Annotated in this window: 12 protein-coding genes and 3 pseudogenes; 3 read left to right on the top strand and 12 right to left on the bottom strand. The window is 70.0% G+C overall.

Annotation, left to right across the window (positions count from 1 at the left end):
- Positions 1 to 741: 741 nt before the first annotated feature.
- Complete coding sequence (gene guaA / locus ABXS69_RS03675; RefSeq protein WP_366181213.1) at positions 742 to 2,352, bottom strand: glutamine-hydrolyzing GMP synthase; 1,611 nt, start codon at positions 2,350 to 2,352, stop codon at positions 742 to 744.
- Between the two features lie 233 nt (positions 2,353 to 2,585).
- Between guaA and ABXS69_RS03670 the strand changes: the two genes are divergently transcribed.
- Positions 2,586 to 2,849 (top strand): hypothetical protein, encoded by a 264-nt coding sequence (locus ABXS69_RS03670; protein WP_366181212.1) that lies wholly within the window; start codon positions 2,586 to 2,588, stop codon positions 2,847 to 2,849.
- Positions 2,850 to 2,954: 105 nt separating this feature from the next.
- Here the strand turns inward: ABXS69_RS03670 and ABXS69_RS03665 are convergent, their stop codons facing one another.
- The 11 genes and pseudogenes from ABXS69_RS03665 to iolC form a co-directional block, all read right to left on the bottom strand.
- On the bottom strand, positions 2,955 to 4,109 hold the full coding sequence (locus ABXS69_RS03665) for a zinc-binding dehydrogenase (protein ID WP_366181211.1): 1,155 nt from the start codon (positions 4,107 to 4,109) through the stop codon (positions 2,955 to 2,957).
- Positions 4,110 to 4,246: 137 nt separating this feature from the next.
- Positions 4,247 to 5,566, bottom strand: a complete 1,320-nt coding sequence (locus ABXS69_RS03660) for an MFS transporter (RefSeq protein ID WP_366181210.1) — start codon at positions 5,564 to 5,566, stop codon at positions 4,247 to 4,249.
- Positions 5,563 to 7,152 carry a sugar porter family MFS transporter gene (locus tag ABXS69_RS03655; protein ID WP_366181209.1) on the bottom strand — a complete coding sequence of 530 codons (1,590 nt, stop codon included), beginning with the start codon at positions 7,150 to 7,152 and terminating at the stop codon, positions 5,563 to 5,565. The genes ABXS69_RS03660 and ABXS69_RS03655 overlap by 4 nt, the downstream gene beginning before the upstream one ends.
- A gap of 127 nt (positions 7,153 to 7,279) precedes the next feature.
- Positions 7,280 to 8,150: pseudogene (locus ABXS69_RS03650) on the bottom strand (sugar phosphate isomerase/epimerase).
- Positions 8,151 to 8,190: 40 nt separating this feature from the next.
- Positions 8,191 to 9,201 carry a Gfo/Idh/MocA family oxidoreductase gene (locus ABXS69_RS03645; protein WP_366181208.1) on the bottom strand — a complete coding sequence of 337 codons (1,011 nt, stop codon included), beginning with the start codon at positions 9,199 to 9,201 and terminating at the stop codon, positions 8,191 to 8,193.
- Positions 9,202 to 9,270: 69 nt separating this feature from the next.
- Positions 9,271 to 10,221 carry a sugar phosphate isomerase/epimerase gene (locus ABXS69_RS03640; protein ID WP_366181207.1) on the bottom strand — a complete coding sequence of 317 codons (951 nt, stop codon included), beginning with the start codon at positions 10,219 to 10,221 and terminating at the stop codon, positions 9,271 to 9,273.
- A gap of 150 nt (positions 10,222 to 10,371) precedes the next feature.
- Positions 10,372 to 11,865, bottom strand: a complete 1,494-nt coding sequence (locus ABXS69_RS03635) for a CoA-acylating methylmalonate-semialdehyde dehydrogenase (RefSeq protein WP_366181518.1) — start codon at positions 11,863 to 11,865, stop codon at positions 10,372 to 10,374.
- Positions 11,866 to 12,155: 290 nt separating this feature from the next.
- On the bottom strand, positions 12,156 to 14,063 hold the full coding sequence (gene iolD / locus ABXS69_RS03630; protein ID WP_366181517.1) for a 3D-(3,5/4)-trihydroxycyclohexane-1,2-dione acylhydrolase (decyclizing): 1,908 nt from the start codon (positions 14,061 to 14,063) through the stop codon (positions 12,156 to 12,158).
- Positions 14,064 to 14,174: 111 nt separating this feature from the next.
- Positions 14,175 to 15,078: pseudogene (iolB, locus tag ABXS69_RS03625) on the bottom strand (5-deoxy-glucuronate isomerase).
- A pseudogene (locus ABXS69_RS03620) lies at positions 15,075 to 15,948 on the bottom strand (deoxyribose-phosphate aldolase). Before ABXS69_RS03620 ends, iolB begins: the two co-directional pseudogenes overlap by 4 nt.
- Before the next feature lies 1 nt (position 15,949).
- On the bottom strand, positions 15,950 to 16,939 hold the full coding sequence (gene iolC, locus ABXS69_RS03615; protein ID WP_366181206.1) for a 5-dehydro-2-deoxygluconokinase: 990 nt from the start codon (positions 16,937 to 16,939) through the stop codon (positions 15,950 to 15,952).
- 240 nt (positions 16,940 to 17,179) lie between these two features.
- Between iolC and ABXS69_RS03610 the strand changes: the two genes are divergently transcribed.
- Both ABXS69_RS03610 and ABXS69_RS03605 read left to right on the top strand, forming a co-directional pair.
- Entirely contained in the window at positions 17,180 to 17,968 is a 789-nt protein-coding gene (locus tag ABXS69_RS03610) for a GntR family transcriptional regulator (RefSeq protein WP_366181205.1), read from the top strand.
- Between the two features lie 179 nt (positions 17,969 to 18,147).
- A complete protein-coding gene (locus ABXS69_RS03605; protein ID WP_366181204.1) occupies positions 18,148 to 19,224 on the top strand; it encodes a transaldolase family protein in 1,077 nt (358 codons plus the stop codon).
- The last annotated feature ends 75 nt before the right edge of the window (positions 19,225 to 19,299 follow it).

The following is a 19,299-nucleotide window of genomic DNA, read 5'->3' as shown; positions in this document are numbered from 1 at the left end:
GTCATAACGCAACCTGGATGAGATCGCTTCGAGACGCCGGGCTCGAGGGCCCGGGCGATGACGGACCGAGCCCCCTCAGGGCCGATCGCCCACTGGCGCCTGTCGAGGAAGACCTCGCCGAAGCTCATCCCGCCTCTGCGCAACCGGGGGATCGTGACGTCCGGCCCGACCCAGGGTGGTGCGCTCCATGATCGCCCTTCAGGGCCGTCAACCGGCGCTTCGGCGGCTGCTGCGTCCGGGCGAGGACTCGGCGCGCACCCTCCTCTCAGTCGGCCCGCGCCTTGTGCGGGCAGCGGGGCGCGGGGCGCCGATTCCGGTGGATCGGGTTCGCTCTCACCCGCGCGTCCTGCGCGGGTCCACGCCAGCCCGCCGCTACCACCTTTGCCCAGCAATGGCGGAGCGCAGCCACTAGTCGCGGCGCTCCAGGATAGGCTCCACGGCCAGGTCCGGTAGCGTGGAGCGGCTCCTGCGGCGGCCCGTGCTCCCGGGTTGCACGCTCACGCTCTCCGCCCTTCGACAGAATCCGCGGAATCCCGCAGTTTTATGGATCGACGCTCTCGAGTCATCGTGCTCCCATGTGCACGAGCGGCCTTCACGCACACGGGAGCCTCAGAGGCTGTTTCAACCAAAAGGCCTAAACGGCGGAATATCAATGAAAAGTCCGAATCGGCCGAATCGCACCAGTGCCGTGAGCGTGCGAGCCCCCGCCCGACGCCCCGCGTCACCGGCCAGCGCCCGGCCTCACTCCCACTCGATGGTGCCCGGGGGCTTGCTGGTCACATCCAGCACCACCCGGTTGACCTCGGGGACGGTATTCGTGATGCGCGTGGAGATGCGGGCCAGCACGTCATAGGGCAGGCGGGTCCAGTCCGCCGTCATGGCGTCCTCGCTGCTCACGGGTCGCAGCACCACGGGATGGCCGTAGGTGCGCCCGTCGCCCTGGACGCCGACGCTGCGCACGTCGGCGAGCAGGACCACCGGGCACTGCCAGATCTCCCCGTCCAGCCCGGCAGCGCTCAGCTCCTCGCGGGCGATGGCGTCCGCCGCGCGCAGGACGCGCAGGTTCTCGCGCGTGACCTCCCCGATGACGCGGATGCCCAGTCCCGGTCCGGGGAAGGGCTGACGGGCCACGATCTTCTCCGGCACGCCCAGCTCGCGGCCGATGGCGCGCACCTCGTCCTTGAACAGCTCGCGCAGCGGCTCGATGAGCTCGAAGTCGAGATCCTCGGGCAGGCCCCCCACGTTGTGGTGGCTCTTGATGTTGGCCGTACCCTCTCCGCCGCCGGACTCGACGACGTCGGGGTAGAGCGTTCCCTGGACGAGGAATCGGATCTCGCCGCCGGCGGCGCCCACCTCCTCCACGACGCGGCGCTGGGCGGCCTCGAAGGACCGGATGAACTCCCGGCCGATGATCTTGCGCTTGGCCTCGGGCTCCGTCACTCCCGCGAGCGCGGCGAGGAAGCGCTCGGACTCGTCGACGGTGATGACGCGGATGCCCATGCCCTCGGCATAGTCGCGCTCGACCTGCTCGCGCTCGCCGTCACGCAGGAGGCCGTGGTCGACGAAGATGCAGGTCAGCTGATCGCCCACGGCGCGGTGGACGAGGGCGGCGGCCACCGAGGAGTCCACTCCCCCGCTCAGCCCGCAGATGACATGGGCGCCCCCCACCCGCTCGCGGATCCGGGCCACCTGCTCATCGATGATGCTGCCGGCGGTCCAGGCGCCGGGGATCCCGGCGCCCACGTGGAGGAAATTGGCCAGGGCGGCCTGACCGTGCTCGGAGTGGAGCACCTCCGGGTGCCACTGGAGGCCGAAGAGGCGACGGCCCTGGTCCTCGAAGGCCGCCACGGGGGTCTGGGACGTGGAGGCGGTGACGGCGAAGCCCTCGGGGGCGGCCTGGACGGCGTCGCGATGGCTCATCCAGACCGCCTGCTCGGCGGGGGCCCCGGCGAAGAGGCAGGACCCGGGGGCCACCGCGGCGTCGGTCCGCCCGTACTCGCGGGTGCCGGTGCGCCCCACCGACCCGCCCAGGGCCTGGGCCATGATCTGGAAGCCGTAGCAGATGCCGAGCACCGGCACCCCTGCGTCGAAGATGGCGGGATCGATGCTGGGGACGCCCTCCTCGTACACCGACGACGGACCGCCGGACAGGATGATCGCCGCGGGGCGCCTGGCGAGCATGGCCTCCACGGGCATCGTGTGGGGGACGATCTCGGAGTAGACGGAGGCCTCGCGGACGCGGCGGGCGATGAGCTGGGCGTACTGGGCGCCGAAGTCGACGACGAGGACGGGGCCCGTGGCGCCCGCGGGAGCCACGGCGTCGGTCGCCTGGGCAGTGCAGTGGGTGATCACCGGGCCAGGATAGCCGCCCGGCGGCCGGTGGCGCCCATCACACGATCGACATCACATACAGTTGTCTAGACAATTGGTGGACGAGAGTCCTAGATTATCAACCAGCGGGGGAGCCCATCCCCCACCCCGGGGCCACCCGGACGCACAAGGACCGTGCAGGGACGCACGGCCCGAAGGCCGACGAGGATCCCTGCGCGGCACGCAGACAGACCGCGCAGTCAGAAGGAATCATCATGACCACCACCCTCGAGCGCACCGCCGAGCCCACCGCGACCGCCACCCAGGTCCAGACCACCCCCGCCGCCACCCAGACGGCCGCGGAGGCCGACCGCCTGACCTTCGCCATCGCCATCATCGCCGTGGCCACCACGATCCTGCTCATGGCCGTCATCGGCGCCATCACCGCCTCCCCGGCGATCCTCTTCACCTCCGCCGTCCTGGGCGTCATTACCGCCCTGGTGGGCGTCTACACCAGCGTCAACCTGCTCGCCCGCTGAGTCCGGGCTCTCGACAGACCGGGTCCCCCGGCGCCTCACCGGCGCCGGGGGACCCGCGCGCTCCAGGCCGGCCGGGACGATCGGTCGGCGCCCCCGGGCGCGGCCCTACAGGGACATGTCGACGACGGCGCGCCCCTGGATCTGACGGTTGCGCAGCGCCTCGTACCCGACCCCGGCGTCCCGCAGGGGGAAGCACCGGGACACCACGTCCTTGTAGTTGATGACGCCGCGCGCCGCGAGGTCGACGACGGCCGGCAGGTCCTGACGGGTACGGGCGCCGTAGGAGCCGAGGATCCTCTGGCTGCGGCGCACGGTGCGGTTGATCTCGACGCCCGCGGTCTGCACGCCGGCGCCCAGGCCGATCGGCACCATCCGGCCGCCGTCGGCCAGCACGTCGAGGGCGGTGGTCCAGGTGGCGGGGACGCCCAGGGCCTCGAAGGCGACGTCGACCCCCTTGCCCCCAGTCAGCCTGAGGACCTCCTCGCGGGCGTTGTGGGTCGCGGAGTTGACCACGGCGGTGGCGCCGTAGCCCGGCATGGGGGCGAGCTTGTCATCGGAGACGTCGATGGCGATGACCTGGCTGGCCCCGAAGGCGCGGGCGATCTGCACGATGTTCGTGCCAACCCCCCCGGTGGCGACGACGGCGACCGTCTCCCCGAAGCGCAGGTCCGCGCCACGGCGCACGGCCCCGTAGCCAGTCATCGCGGCGCAGCCGAGGATGGCGGCGGGCACCATGTCGATCGAGTCGGGCACGACGGCCACGGAGGTGGACGGGACGACGGCGTACTCGGCCAGGCCGCCCATGGAGTACATGGCGACGCTCTCGCCCTCCGGGGTGGCCAGCCGGGTGGCGCCGTCGTAGAGGACGCCCTTCAAGCGGTTGAGCTCGAAGAAGGGGCCGCACAGCTCGTCACGCCCCTCGGCACAGGCATCGCACTGCCCGCACGGCATGAGGAAGCCCCCGGCGACGTTCTGCCCGACGGCCAGGCCGGTGCGCTCATTGCCGGGGCCCACCTCGACGATGGTGCCGGTGACCTCGTGGCCGAGGACGGCGGGCAGGGGGAAGGCGATGGCGCCGCCGATGACGTGAAGATCGGAGTGGCACAGGCCGCAGGCAGCGACCTTGATGAGGACCTCACCGACCTTGGGCCGGGGAGTGCGCAAGGTCTCGATCTCGAGGCCCTTGGCGGTGTCGCGCAGGACTGCCGCGCGCATGGTATCGGGGATGACAGGGTTCTGGACTGCGTCGTTGCTGGTCATGACCGCAAACCTCTTTCGGTGGTGGCAGGCCCGCCGCGCAATGGCCGGCCTCGTTGGCATGCGCCTCCAGCCTATCTTGTTTGTCCGGACATTTATCGAGGGACTAATGGCCTGAGTCCCGGCACTCCGGGACCGCGTCATCCCCCGATGACGCTGCGCGGCAGGCGCAGGAGGACGACGACGAGCACCAGGGCCTCGAGGCCGAGCAGCGCGTAGGCGGCCGTCTCCGCGCCGAGCCCCTGGACGACGACGATCGGGAGCAGGATGGTCACGAACCGCGCGATCGACTCCCCCAGCGCGGTAGCGCGCCGCTGCGCCGCGACGAGCCACGGCGGCACCCTGGGGTCGATCGCTCCCCGGCAGGCGGGCTCGACGCCGATCCACTGCGCTGCGACGAGCCCGAGCAGGCCCACCGTCGCCCCAGCGCCCCGCCCAGCCCCCGTGGGCGCCGAGGCGCTGGCGACGAGGACGGTCGCTGCCAGGACCGCCAGGGCCACGCCGAGGACGATCCTCGCGAAACGCAGCCCGTCCACCCTCAGGACGAGGAGCAGCGCCAGGGAGGAGACGGCGATCCAGCCGACGCTCAGGGCGAGGACCCATGCCGTGGGAGCCGTGCTCGCGCCTACGGCGTCGGCCACCGCGCGCAGTCCCAGCACCAGCGCCGCGGCGCCCAGGGGCGCCTCTCGCGCGAGCACGAGGACGACGCCGGTCAGCACGGCGCCGCGCACCTGGGGGACGCGCAGGTCCGTGCCGGTCAGGGGCTGCTGCTCGGCGAGCATCTCGGCGTCGAGGCGCACCCAGTCGATGGCGACGGCGGCCTCAAGGGGGCCGTGGAGCGCCTTGAGGGCGGCTACGGAGTGCTCGAGGCGTCCTCGCGAGGCGTTCCACACCGGGGATTCCGGCAGGCCTGCGGCCAGGATCGCGTGGACCGCCCCCAAGCCCAGGACGAGGAGCCAGGCGGTCATGACCGCGTCCGGCGTCCACCCGCAGATGAGGGCGCTGGCCGCCGCCCCGGCGGGGATGAGGGCGAGGGCCTGCGGGGTGAGGCGGCGGTGCCCGCGCAGGGAGAGCTCGTGGGCGATCTGGGGCAGGACGAGCAGGAGGGCTCCCGCGCCCAGTCCCGCGATGGCGGCGCCCGCGAGCGACCAGGGGCTGGGCAGGAGGGCGGCGCCCAGGGCTGCGGGGGCGATGAGCAACCCGCTGGCGAGGTTGACCGGTCTGCGCCCCAGGTGGTCGCTCGGCCAGCGGGCGACGAGCGCGCCCAGGGCCATCCCCAGCCCGAGCGCGATGACGAGCGCGGGCACGCCCTCGGCGCGGGCGCCCAGGCTGATGGCGATGACTCCGTGGAAGGCGCCCAGCAGCAGGCCGGCGAGCCAGGCGCAGGCCCGCAGGCGCAGCGGTCCGGGCGCCGGGGCGACCCCGGCGCCCGGACGCGCGTGGGAGGGGCTGGCGATCAACTGTACTCCTTCTCGAAGCGCATCTCGAGCTCCTCGAGGGAGTCGTACTTCGTCTCGGGCACGACCTTCCAGTAGAAGAGGAGGGAGCCGACGTTGATGAGGGCGAAGATGAGGTAGGTGCCCGCCGCGCCGATGCGCTCCATCATGACGGGGAAGACGTAGGCGACGATGCCGTTGGCGATCCACAGGGCCGCGACCGCCAGGCCGAGCGCGGTGCCGCGGACCTTGGCCGGGAAGATCTCGGACACGAGCACCCAGGTCACCGTGCCGGACTGCTTGGCGAACACGAACAGGCACACGATGATGAGCACGAGGATCGGCGCGAACGAGTTGAAGCCCGCGGCACTGGTGTCGATGAACCCCTCGGAGTCCTGGAAGGGCTCGACCATGAAGTAGAAGACCGCCGCGAGGGCCGTCAGCGAGACCACGATCGAGGCCTCCTGGTAGATGCCGACGTGACGGCGGGCGAACTTGGTCACCAGCCACAGGCCCACGGCGGAGCCGATGAAGGAGATGCCGCCGGAGATCACGTTGAGGGAGATCGAGTCGGTCACGGAGAAGCCCGCGGCGGCCAGGACCTTGGGCGTGTAGTACATCGCGGTGTTGATGCCGGTGAACTGGTCCGCCAGGCCCAGGATGATGCCGATCCACAGCAGTTTGCGGGTCCACGGGGTGGCCCAGATCTGGGACAGCCCCCACTTCTCCTGCGCCGCCTCCTGGCGCTGGACCTCGATCATCTCGTCGACCTCGTTGGCGATGGGGCCGTCCTTGGCCTCGTCCCGCACTCGCTTGAGGGCGCCGATTGCCTCGGGGATGCGCAGGTTCGCCACGTACCAGCGGGACGACTCGGGCATCATGCGGATGCCGATCCACAGGAAGATCGCGGGCAGCGAGGCGATGACGAGCATGTAGCGCCAGGCCGCGCCGTTGCCGCCATCGATCATCGCCAGGTTGACGGTGTGCTTGACAGTCTCCCACTGCTGCTCCTCGCCGTTGACGTGGACGGCGGGGCCACCGTGCACCTGGGCGAGGGCGGCGTTCATGGAGAAGGCGACGAACTGCCCGAAGACGATCATCATCTGATCGAGGGCAACGAGGGTGCCGCGAATGCGCTTGGGCGCCGTCTCGCCGAGGAAGACGGGCACGGTGGCCGAGGCGCCGCCGACGGCGAAGCCCAGCACGACGCGGAAGAAGTAGAGGATCCAGATGTTCGGGGAGAAGGTGCATCCCAGCGCGCCCACGAGGAACACGATGGCCAGGACGGTGATGTTGTGGCGGCGCCCGTACATGTCGGACAGGCGCCCGCCGAGCCAGGCGCCCAGGGCCGCGCCCAGGCACAGCATGGCGCCGACGAGCCCCTCCTCGGTGGCGTTGATGTTCAGGCCGCCCGCATCGGTGGGCAGGTACATGTAGGGCAGCGCCCCGGAGATCACGCCGGTGTCATAGCCGAAGAGCAGCGATCCCAGCGTGGCGACGATGGCGATCGCACCCAACGAGCGCTTCTTGCCGGATGGTGGCGTCTTGTCCACCAGCTCCTTGATCTTGTCATGGGTGTAGTAGTCCACCGACGTCGTCTGATCGGACATGGATGCGGTACTCCTTGATTGGGTCCGGCCCGCGCCTGTGCGGGCCTGGGGTGAAGTATCGCGGACTCAGCGCTGAGACCGCCAGGGCCCGGGTCCGGCCCGCCGGACGGGCCGGACCCGGGCAGACTCAGCCGAGCTCGGTCTTGAGCCGGTCGAGCATGGCGCGGTTGATGTCGTCGGCCCGCTCGTGCCAGCCGAAGACGCATACGGAGACGACGCCGTCAAAGCCCACGTCGCGCAGCGTGGAGAAGACGGTCTCCCAGGGGACCTCGCCGTTGCCGATCTCATTGTGCTGGTGCACGGTGACATCGGCGCCCGGCGGGTTGATGATGTAGCGGTTGCCGTCGTTGGCCCTGTGGTTGAACACGTCGGCCACGTGGACCTCGCGGAGCTTGCCCGCGTCGGAGGCCGTGCGGATCATGCGCTCCACGTCGCCCGCGCCGTCGGAGAGGTGGAAGGCGTGCGGGCAGCAGAACTCGTAGCCGATCCAGTCCTTGTTGACGGCGCGCACGAGGCGCAGGGCGTCGTCGTGCAGCTCGATGAAGTCGTAGGGGTGGGCCTCCATGTTGAGGCGGATCCCGTACTTCTCGAAATGCGGGATGAGCTCCTCGATCGAGCGGAACCACTGCTCCTCGCTGCCCTTGGCGTTGTTCCGGTCCCCGGAGAACTCCGAGGTGATCTCCCGGACGTCCAGGGCGTCAGCGAGCTTCGAGCAGGCGCCGCCAGTTGGACACCTGGGCGGCTCGCTCGCGCTCGTCGAGGGAGGACCAGTTGAACACGGGGTTGAGGGTGCGGACCTTGACGCCAGTCTCCTTCTGGGCCTTGTTCAGCTCGGCGACGAAGGAGTCATCGGCGGCCGGGCGGTGGTGCCAGAAGTGGAAGTCGGCGTTCGGCGAGAGCTCCACGTGCTCGAAGCCCAGCTCGGCCGCCTTGTGGAGGGTCCGCGGCGTGGGCATCGTGCGGTAGTACATGTTGGGGTCGAGCGCGATATCGACCATGTCGATCTCCTTGTCTCCTTCGTGTGGCGCGGAGCGGGGCTCAGGCGTAGAAGGCCGGCTTGTCGATGAGCTCGACGTCGACCAGCGGCGAGCCGCCATCCTCATGGGACTTCACCGCGGCGTCGACGACGCAGGTGGCGGCGTAGCCGTCCCAGGCGGTGGATCCGGTGTGGCGGTCCTCCGCGACCGCGTTGATCCACTCCTGGACCTCGCGGTTGAAGGCGGCCTGGAAACGGTCGATATGCGACTGGCACATGGCGTTGCGGTTGCCGTGGGAGTCGCGGATACGGATCTTCTCCTGGTCGCCCAGCCGCACGGCGGCGGTCTCGAGGACGAGCTCGCACTCGATGGAGTAGGCCCACTGGAGGTTGACGTTGACCTCGTCGTCGATGCGGACGCCGGACTCGGTGTAGGCCACGACGACGATGGGGTCGATGAGGTGGTCGAAGCGGTGGGTGGTGGGCTTGGGGCGGTCGACGCGCACCTTGACGATCTCCTCGCCCAGCAGCCAGCGCATCGTGTCGAACTCGTGGATGGCGGTGTCGTCGATGGCCATGCGCGAGGTGTAGTTCTCCGGCACGGAGGGGTTGCGGTGGCGGTTGTGGACCATGAGGGCCTGGCCGTGCTCGCCGGAGTCGAGGACCGCCTTCATCTCGTTGTAGGCGGCATCGAAGCGGCGCATGAAGCCGACCGTCACGAGCCTCTTGCCGGCCCTCTGCTCCGCCTCCATGATGGCGACGCAGTCCTCAGCGGTGGTGGCCAGAGGCTTCTCGCACAGGACGTGCTTGCCGGCCTCGATGGCCTTGATGACATCGGGGGCGTGGACCTTGCCGAAGGTGGCGATGAGCACGGCGTCGACGCCGGGATCATTGATGAGCTCATCGGATGTGGCGTAGGCCTTGGCGCCGTAGGGCTCGGCGGCGGACTTCGCGGCGTCGAGGTTGATGTCTGCGACGGCGACGATCTCACCGCCCGAGAGATCGTCGTGGATGCGGGCCAGGTGGGCGCGGCCCATGCCGCCGGCGCCGATGAGGCCAATACGGACAGTCATTGTCTTCTCCTCGTTGAGAGTCGTGGTACGGGGTCGTGGTGGGCAGGGATCGGGCTCGCCGCCCCGGGGTCAGGCCAGCCCCAGGCCGCACTCGGCCAGGTACGTTCGCATGTTGATGGCGTTGGCCTTGGGGAAGGACGGGTCGCAGGGGTAGCAGTCCTGCTCGCAGATGGCGTAGATGGGCTTGTCGAGGGCCGCCAGGGCGTCGACGAACTCGTGCATCTCGGGCAGGCCGGCGGGCGGGCAGACCGAGGCGCCCTTGGTGACGGCCTCGCCGAAGGGCCAGTCCTTCTCGTGGGCCTCGCGGGTGATGGCCTCATCGAAGGCCTTGATGTGGACGTAGGTGATGCGCTCGGGGTACTTCCGGCACAGCTCGACGGGGTCGCCGCCGCCGTAGACCACGTGGCCGGAGTCGAGGCAGAGGTTGACGTAGGCCGGGTCGGTGGCGTCGAAGATCCGGGCGATCTCCTCAGGGGTCTCGATGTGGGAGTCGCCGTGGGGATGGAGCACCATCTTGAGGCCGTACTCGTCCAGCAGCATCTGGCCCAGGGCGTTGGCGTGCTCGACGTAGAGCCTCCAGGCGTCGCCGGACAGGACGCGGTCATCGGTCCACTCCCAGGTCTTGTCATCGCGGTAGAGCGGGGGGAGGTGGACGATGTACTCCGCCCCGACGGCGGCGTGGGTCTCGGCGATGGCGCGGAAGGTCTTCAGCGTGGTCTCCCAGGCCTCCTGCTTGTGCAGGATCCCCCAGCCGGTGCCGGCGACGACGCGCATGCCGAACTCGTCACACCACTTCCGCAGCTCCTTGGGGTCGGTCGGGAAGTAGCCGTAGGGGCCGGTCTCGATGACCTCGAAGCCGGCCTCGGCCATCTCCTCCCAGGCCTGGCGGGGGTCCATCTGCTTGGGGTCCTCGGGGAACCAGACGCCCCACTGGTCCGGGCAGACGCCGATCGTGAGCTTCGAGTACTTCGGGTCGTTGGTGTTGACAGCCTTCGAGTTCGTCGTCGTTGTCGTCGACATCGTGGTGCTCCTTCGCAACAGATGTTCCGAATCGTTTCGGAACCGCGCTCAGCATACAGTCCCCACCGTCACAGGGGAAGGTTTTGTGCGGACAAACCTGCCCGATGACGCCGCGGGGCGGCGCGCTCCGGATCCGCCCTCAGCGCGCCATCACTCCTCGCGCTGGAAGGACATGGTGGCGGCGTAGGTCTTCTCGCTGGGCCAGCGAGCCGTGACGGCCTTGGCGCGGGTGTAGAACCTGACGCCCTCGGGGCCGTGGATGTGGGTGTCGCCCAGCAGCGACTCCTTCCAGCCCCCGAAGGAGTAGTAGGCGACCGGCGTGGGGATCGGCACGTTGACGCCGACCATGCCCGCCTCGACGTCGAGCTGGAAGCGACGGGCGACGCCGCCGTCGTTGGTGAAGATGGCCGAGCCATTGCCGAAGGGCGAGGAGTTGACGATCTTGATGGCGTCGTCATAGGTGTCGGCGTGCACGATGGAGAGCACCGGGCCGAAGACCTCCTCGCGGTAGAGGTCGGAGTCGAGCGGCACGTTGTCCACGATGGTGGGGCCGAGGAAGTGGCCGTTCTCGTGGCCGGGGATCACCAGCCCGCGACCGTCGAGGACCACCTGCCCGCCCTTCGACTCGCCCTCGTTGATGAGGCCGACGATGAACTCCTTGGACTTGGCATCGATGACGGGGCCCATCTCGACGCCCTCGTCCATGCCGTAGCCGACCTTGATCCTCTCGGCGTGGGCCTTGACGCGCTGAGCGAGGTCGGGGCCGCAACCGCCCACGGCCACGACGACCGGCAGGGCCATGCAGCGCTCGCCCGCGGCGCCGAAGGCGGCGGCGGAGATGTGCTGGGCGGCGAAGTCCAGGTCGGAGTCGGGCATGACGATGGCGTGGTTGTTCGCCCCGCCCAGGGCCTGGACGCGCTTGCCGTTGGCGACGCCGGTGTTCTGGATGATGTGGGCCACCGGCGTGGAGCCGACGAAGGAGATCGCGTCGATGCCCGGGTGCTCCAGGATCTTGGTGACCAGGGCGCGGTCGCCGGACACGACGTTGAAGACGCCGTCGGGAAGGCCCGCCTCCTTGTAGAGCTCGGCCGTCAGCAGCGCCGCCGACGGCGTGGCGGAGGCGGGCTTGAGGATGAACGCGTTGCCGGTGGCGATGGCCACGGGGTGCATCCACATGGGCACCATGGTGGGGAAGTTGAAGGGGCAGATGCCGGCGACGACGCCGACGGGCTGGCGGACGGTGTGGATGTCGACGCCGGTGGAGATGTCGAATGAGTACTCGCCCTTGAGGGCCAGGTTGATGGCCGTGGAGAAGTCGAGGGTCTCACGGCCCCGCTGGATCTCGCCGATGGCGTCGGAGTAGTTCTTGCCGTGCTCCTCAACGATGAGCCGGGCCATCTCGTCGGTGTGGGCCAGCACCAGCTCGCGCATCTTGAACATGATGGCGGTGCGCTTGGCCAGGGAGTAGCCGGCCCAGCTCTTCTGGGCCTCCCTGGCCACCTCGACGGCGTGGTCGAGGTCGGCCTCAGAGGCGTGGAGCAGCTCCTTCTCCACCTCACCGGTGCCGGGGTTCTCGACGGGGAAGCGGCCGATCGGGCTGCCCTCGTAATACGCCCCATTGATCCAGTGCTGGATCGTCTTCATCGTCATTGACTCCTTCGATTCGAGGGGTGGGGCCGGCGATCGTCGCTGGCCGCCGTCGAGACCGGCCGCTTCGCGCGGGCGCCGGGTGTGACGTCCTCACACTACGACATCCTGGGACCTTTGTCAGCACATTGTGACCTTCGGCCCAGAGTCCGGACGGCGCCCGTGAGACCCTCCCGCGCCCCAGGCGCCACGATGGCCCGACGCGCCCGCGCGGTGCCTGGCGCATTGGCCAGCGGATCACGCAGATCCGGGTTCGGCCCGACGCGCCCGCGCGGCGCCTGGGGCGGTCACAGGTAGTGGCGCTGCGGCTTGCGGTCGCGGCAGTAGTCCTCGTAGGCCCTCTGCGTGGACTCCAGGCGCGAGACGCCCGAGACGGGCACGTCCCACCAGCTCGACCCGGGCGGGTTGGGCCCGTAGAGGTCGGTCTCGATGTGGATCATCGAGGGCTTGTCACTGGCGACGGCCTTGGCGTAGGCCTCCCGGAACTCGGCGATGGAGTGGGCCTCGTGGACCTCGAGGCCCCACGAGCGGGCGTTGGCGGCGATGTCGACGCCGGGGATCCGCTCCTCGTCGGCCAGGTGGCCGCCCGCCCCGCGCCTGCGGTACTTGGTGCCGAAGCGCTGGGAGCCGCGGGACTCCGATAGCGCCCCGATGGAGGCGAAACCGTAGTTCTGCAGCAGGACGTAGATGACCTTGACGCCCTCCTGGACCACCGTGGCCAGCTCCATGGGGAGCATCTGGTAGGTGCCGTCGCCGACGATCGAGACGACCTCGGACTCGGGGCGGGCGAGCTTGCAGCCCAGGGCCGCGGGGACCTCGTAGCCCATGCAGCTGAAGGCGTACTCCACGTGGTACTGGACGGGGGTGCGGGCCTGCCACAGGGCCTGGAGGTCACCGGGCATGGAACCGGCGGCGTTGATCATGATGTCCTCGTCGCCCATGAGCTCGTTGAGCGCCCCGAAGACCTCCGTTTGGGCGGGCAGCGGGCCGTGGCCCAGGTGGTAGCACTCGGCGGTGCGGGCCAGCCACCCCTCGCGCTCGGCGGTGATCTCGGCCGAGTAGGCCTCGTCCACGCGGTAGCCGTCCAGCGCCGCCGTCAGGGCGGCCAGGGCCTCGCGGGCGTCGGCCACGACCATCTCGGCGCTCTCCTTGGCGGCGTCGAAGGCGCAGACATTGATGTTGACGAAGCGGACGTCGGGGTTCTTGAACTGCGTCTTGGAGGCCGTGGTGAAGTCGGAGTAGCGGGTGCCCACGCCGATGACGAGATCGGCCTTGTCGGCGATGTGGTTGCCCGAGTCGCCGCCGGTGGACCCCACTCCCCCGATGGCGCAGGGGTGGTCGAAGTTGATGGCCCCCTTGCCCGCCTGGGTGTCGGCCACGGGAATGCCCGTGGCGGTGGCCAGCGCCCGCAGCTCCTCGCTGGCCTCCGAGTAGATCGTGCCGCCGCCGGCGATGATCATCGGCCTCTTGGCGGCCTTGATCATGTCCACGGCGCGCTCCAGGGCGGCCGGCTCGGGCACGGGACGGCGCACGTGCCACACCCTCTTGCGGAAGAGCTCCACCGGCCAGTCATGGGCCTCGGCCTGGACGTCCTGGGGCATGGCGATGACGACGGCGCCGGTCTCGGCGGGGTCGGTGAGCACGCGCATGGCACCGAGGAGCGAGGGGATGAGCTGCTCGGGCCGGTTGATGCGGTCAAAGAAGCGCGAGACGGGACGGAAGGCGTCGTTCACGGTGACGTCGAGCGTCGTCGGGTCCTCGAGCTGTTGGAGCACCGGGTCCGGCACGCGGGTGGCGAACTGGTCGGAGGGGAAGAGCAGGACGGGGAGGCGGTTGGTGGTGGCCAGGGCGGCCCCGGTGACCATGTTGAGGCTGCCCGGGCCGATGGAGGCGGTGCACATGTAGGTCTGCATCCGGTTCTTGACCTTGGCGAAGGCGGCGGCCGCGTGGACCTGGCCCTGCTCGTTGCGGGGCATGATGTAGGGCATCGGCGCCTCGCCGTCGACGGGCTCGATCTCGTTCTGCAGGAGCGCCTGGCCGATGCCGGCGACATTGCCGTGGCCGAAGATGCCGAAGGCGCCGGCGATGAGGCGCTGCTCGACGCCGTCGCGCTCGGAGTACTGGTTGGACAGGAAGCGGATAGTTGCCTGCGCCACGGTCAGGCGGATGGTTCCCGAGTAGGCCTCATTGCTCACGTTCGCGGTCTCTCTCTCGTGCGGCATCGGACGATGCGCAAAGCATGTCATATCAAACGGTCATTTGGAATGGAGGGGCCGCGGGCGGCACCGGGCCGGCCCGCCCGGGCCTCAGCGCGCCATGGGCAGCCTGGGGTCGACCTCCTGGGCCTCCCAGGTGGCGCGGATCCAGTGATGGGACGGGTCATCGGGGGCGAGCCAGACGAGGTCCTCATCCGGTCCGGCCATGACGTTGAGGTAGTACATGTCGTAGCCGGGGGCCGCGACGCAGGGGCCGTGGTAGCCGTAGGGCACGAGAGCCACGTCCCCCTTGCGCACGGGGACGCACAGGTCGATCGGGCGGTCCTGGCGCGCGGCGTAGGTCGCGTGGAGGCCGAAGCCGGGGTTCCCCTCCGGGCTGTCGGCGATCTCGAAGTAGTAGATCTCCTCGAAGCTCGCGCTCAGCCTCGGAGCGCTCGTCGTGCTTGTGGGCGGGGTAGGAGGACCAGTTGCCCCCGGGGGTGAGGACCTCACAGCACAGCAGATGGCTGGTCTCGACCCCATTGGCCAGGCAGTAGTTGTTGACCTGGCGCGAGCAGTCGCCGGCGCCGCGCAGGTCCACCCGCACCTGCTCGCGCCCGTAGTAGGCCACGGGCAGGTCGCGCGTGGCGATCGCCGAGGGGAGGGCGAAGCGCCCGCCTCCGGGCGAGGAGAGGGTGAAGTCCTTGCGGCGGGGGATGTAGAGGAAGTCGGTGATGCCGGTGAAGACACTGGCACGCCCGTCGAGCTCGTAGCCCTGGCCATCGACCTCGACGGCGCAGCCGCCCTCGAGCGGGAGCACGAGCAGCTCGGATTCCCCGGTGGACAGGGCCTGCGAGGCGCCCGGCTCGAGCACGGCCACGCGCAGCCCGGAGTAGGTCCACCCCGCACGCTCGGGGGTGATGTCGACGGCGAGGCCGTCGTGGCCGGAGGAGCCGGCAGGGATGTGGATATCGGAGACGCTGGGGACGGGGATCGCGGTGTGTCCAGTGGTCATGAGAGCAGTCCTACGGTGGAGTCGACGGCGGCGGCGACGTCGTCGTCGGGCGGATAGAGAAGTGAGCGGCCGATGACGAGGCCCTTGACCGTTGGCAGGGCCAGCGCCCGCGCCCAGGCCTCGCGCGCCTCGCCAGCGCGCTCGCTGACCGCGCCCCCAAGGATGAGGGCCGGCAGTGTCGACGCCTCCATCACCCGCTCCATCTCCGCCACGGCGGGGAAGCTTGAGCCAGGTGCGGGCCGAGGTGCGCCCCAGTCCGGAGGCGATGGCCATCGATGAGATGACCGCGTCGGGGCTCAGGTCGTTGATGATACGTCCTCCCTCCCAACGGGAGATGAAGGGCTCGACCATCGCCATGACCCGGTTCTCAGCGAGCTCGTCGACGGCGCGCGCGCAGGCCGCCAGGGTGCTGGCCGTGGCCGGGTCGGAGTAGTTGATGCGAAGGAGCATCTTGCCGCCGTCGAGACCGGCCCCGACGACGCCGCGGGCATCGTAGCCGGTGAAGCGGTCGTCCATCTCGAAAGAGGCCCCGGCCAGACCTCCCCGGTTCATCGAGCCGTAGACGAGCTTGCCGTCCAGGGCGCCCAGCAGGGCGAGGTCCTCGATGAGGTCGGCGGTGCCCAGGAAGCCGTTCACACCGGGGCGGCCCAGGGCCTCGACGCAGCGCGCGAGGACATCCTCGCGCGAGGCCATGGCCATGGGATCAGGCCCGGCCGAGAGCGCGCCGCGGGCGGGGTGGTCGCAGGCGATGATCATGAGCTTGCCGCCATCAGCGGGCAGGGCGCCGCGGGGACGATCGGCCAGGGCCCGGGCGATGCGCCCGGGGTCATTGGCCCGGATCTCGACGAGTCGTTCGGTCAGTCCTGACATGTCACAGATCCTTCAGGCTCGGGGCGCACCGGTCGCGGTAGCGCCGCATGACGTTGAGCAGCTCGGGCTCAGTGGGCATCGCCGTCGAGCACTCGATGCGCTCGCAGACGATGGCGCCCGCGGTGGAGGCGGCGAAGATCGTCTTCTCCAGGGACCAGCCGGACAGCAGGCCGTGGCAGATGGCCCCGCCGAAGGCGTCCCCGGCGCCCAGGCCGTTCTTGGTCTCAGCGGGGGTCACGGGCATCTCGATGCGCTCGTCGCGGGTCTTGGCCAGGGTGCCCAGCGGCCCCTGCTTGACGATGGCGAGCTCGACGCCCGCCTCCAGGAGGGCGTCGGCGGCGCGGTCCGGCTCGGTCTGACCCACGGCGACCTCGCACTCCTCGCGGTTGCCGATGGCGACGGTGACCTTGGGCAGGATCCTGGCGACCTCCTCGTGGGCGGTGGCGCGGTCGGGCCAGAACATCTCGCGGAAGTCGAGGTCGGCGATCGTGTGCGCCCGCCGGCCCCGGGCCTCGAGCGCGGCGTGGTGCGCCTCGCGGGACGGCGACTTGCTCAGCCCGGTGACGGAGACCCAGAAGATGCGGGCGTCGCGCACCGCGTCGAGGGGGATGTCGGCGCCATCGAGCTCGAGGTCCGGGGCGGAGGGCTCGCGGTAGAAGTAGAGGGGGAAGTCGTCCGGCGGGAAGATCTCGCAGAAGGTGACCGGCGTGTTCATGCCGGGCTTGGGCACGACGTAGTCGTCGTAGACGCCCAGGGCGCGCATCTCCTGGCAGACGAAGCGGCCGAAGGGGTCGTCCCCCACGCCGGTGATGACGGCCGAGCGATGGCGGTAACGGGCGGCGGCGACGGCGACATTCGTCGGGCTGCCGCCAAGGAACTTGCCGAAGGACTCGACATCCTCCAGGCCGACGCCGATCTGGAGGGGGTAGATGTCGACTCCGCAGCGACCGATGGTCAGGACATCCAGGGGCGGGGTGGTCGAAATGGTCATGGCTTCCCTTCCACGTCGTCGGGGCGGGGCGGGAGCCTGCTCAGCGCCCCCGGCCCAAGCCTGCCCTCGCCCCTCATCGCTGTCAACATTTGTCCGAACAAATGCTGAACATGACAAACGCGCACATAGTCAGGTAATATCACTGGGCGCCCCGACCATCAGGACAGGGGCGCGCCACCACCCATCGCGCCCGGGCGAGACCCGCCGGGCCCACGAGCCGAAGACCAGAGAACGCCGATCATGCCTGATCCGAGCCCCACGCCGCGCCAGACTCCCCCCACTGGGGGCAAGGCGCCGAGGGTCGTGGAGATCCAGCTGGACCGCAAGAGCCCGGTACCGCTCTACTTCCAGATATCCGAGCCGATCGCGGAGGCGATCCTGAGCGGGGACCTCCCCGTGGGCACGCGGCTGGAGGACGAGCTGTCCATGGCCAAGAGGCTCGCGGTCTCCCGGCCCACGGCCCGCCAGGCGCTCCAACGGCTCGTGGACCGCGGACTGCTCACCCGCAGGCGGGGCGTGGGCACCCTGGTCTCCCCCACGCGGGTCCACCGCCCCATGGAGCTCACGAGCCTCCACTCGGACCTGGAGTCCGCCGGCCACAAGGTGTCCACCGAGGTCCTGGAGCACGACGAGCACCCCGCGGACGCGGCCGAGGCCGCCAGCCTGGAGGTGGCCGAGGGGACGCCGATCGTGAGGCTGTCCCGCCTGCGCACGGCCGACGGCGAGCCGATCGCGATGCTGACCAACCTCATCCCGGCGGACATCTGCCCCTCCCGCCAGGCCCTGGCCACCGGGGGCCTGTACGACCTCCTGCGCGCCGAGCAGGTCATCCCGACGACGGCGCGCCAGACCATCGGCGCCCGCCCCGCCACAGCCTCCGAGGCAAGGGCGCTCGGAGAGAATCGCGGCGCCGCCCTCCTCTCCGCCACGCGCACCACCTACGACGCCTCGGGCAGGGTCATCGAGTACGGCACCCACGTCTACCGCGCCTCGCGCTACTCCTTCACCACCACCCTCTTCTCCACCTGACCCCACCCCCCTGAGCGAGACCGGTCGAAATCAGGAGCGAGACCGGTCACGGTGAAGGATTTGTCTGGACAATCGGTTGACAGGGGCGACGGCGTCGGCTTGAATGGGACCCGCAGCCAGGCAACGCCGCCAGGCGACTGCGGTTGAACACTGCGGGAACCCGACCAGGAGAGCAGCAGATGACCATCGAACACACACCCGGCCCACTTCTCGAGGCCGCTCAGAGCTTCCCCACGGCGCTGTGGAACGACTCAGCGGATCCAGACGAGCTCCGCCAGTCCATCTCCTTCGGAGGCGTGGGCGCCACCTGCAACCCGACCATCGCCTTCACGTGCATCAACCAGCGCAAGGACGTGTGGCTGCCCCGGATCGCCGAGCTCGCCGAGGAGATGCCCGACGCCTCCGAGTCCCAGATCGGCTGGCAGGTCGTGCGCGAGCTGAGCCTCGAGGCCGCCAAGCTCCTCGAGCCCGCCTTCGAGGAGCACAAGGGCCGCAACGGCCGCCTCTCCATGCAGACCGACCCCCGCCTGGCCCGCTCCGCCAAGGCCCTGGCCGACCAGGCCGAGGAGTTCTCCAAGCTGGCCAAGAACATCATCGTCAAGATCCCCGCCACCTCGGTGGGCATCGAGGCGATCGAGGACGCCACCTACCGCGGCGTGTCGGTCAATGTCACCGTCTCCTTCTCGGTCCCCCAGGCCGTGGCCACCGGCGAGGCCATCGAGCGCGGCCTCAAGCGGCGCGAGGCCGAGGGCCTCGACACCTCCACCATGGGCCCGGTCGTCACCCTCATGGTCGGCCGCCTCGACGACTGGATCAAGACGGTCGCGAAGAAGGAGGGGCTCTTCCTCGACCCCGGCCACCTGGAGTGGGCCGGCATCGCCGCCTTCAAGCGGGCCCACGCCGAGTTCCAGGCCCGCGGCCTGCGCGCCCGTATGCTCGCCGCCGCCTTCCGTAACGTCATGCACTGGTCCGAGCTCGTCGGCGGCGACGTCGTCATCTCCCCGCCCTTCAAGTGGCAGGAGATCATCAACAAGTCGGGCTACAAGCCCACCAACCGCCTGGACGTCCCCGTCGACGACGCGATCATGACGACCCTGCTCGGCATCCCCGAGTTCGTGCGGGCCTACGAGCCCGACGGCATGACGCCCGTCGAGTTCGACGCCTTCGGCGCCACGGTCAACACGCTGCGCGGCTTCCTCCAGGCCGACGCCGACCTGGACGCCCTGGTCCGCGACGTCATCATGCCCAAGCCGTGAGCCGGAGCCGGCCGGGGGAGGCGGCGAGCGCCCCTCCCCCGGCCGGTCCCGCCCGCGCCCCGTCCACACCCCCGC

The organism is Actinomyces timonensis, assembly GCF_040702965.1.
Lineage (GTDB): Bacteria > Actinomycetota > Actinomycetes > Actinomycetales > Actinomycetaceae > Actinomyces > Actinomyces timonensis_A.
The sequence above is the reverse complement of the archived record's forward strand: the minus strand, read 5'-3'. Positions and strand labels throughout refer to the sequence as shown.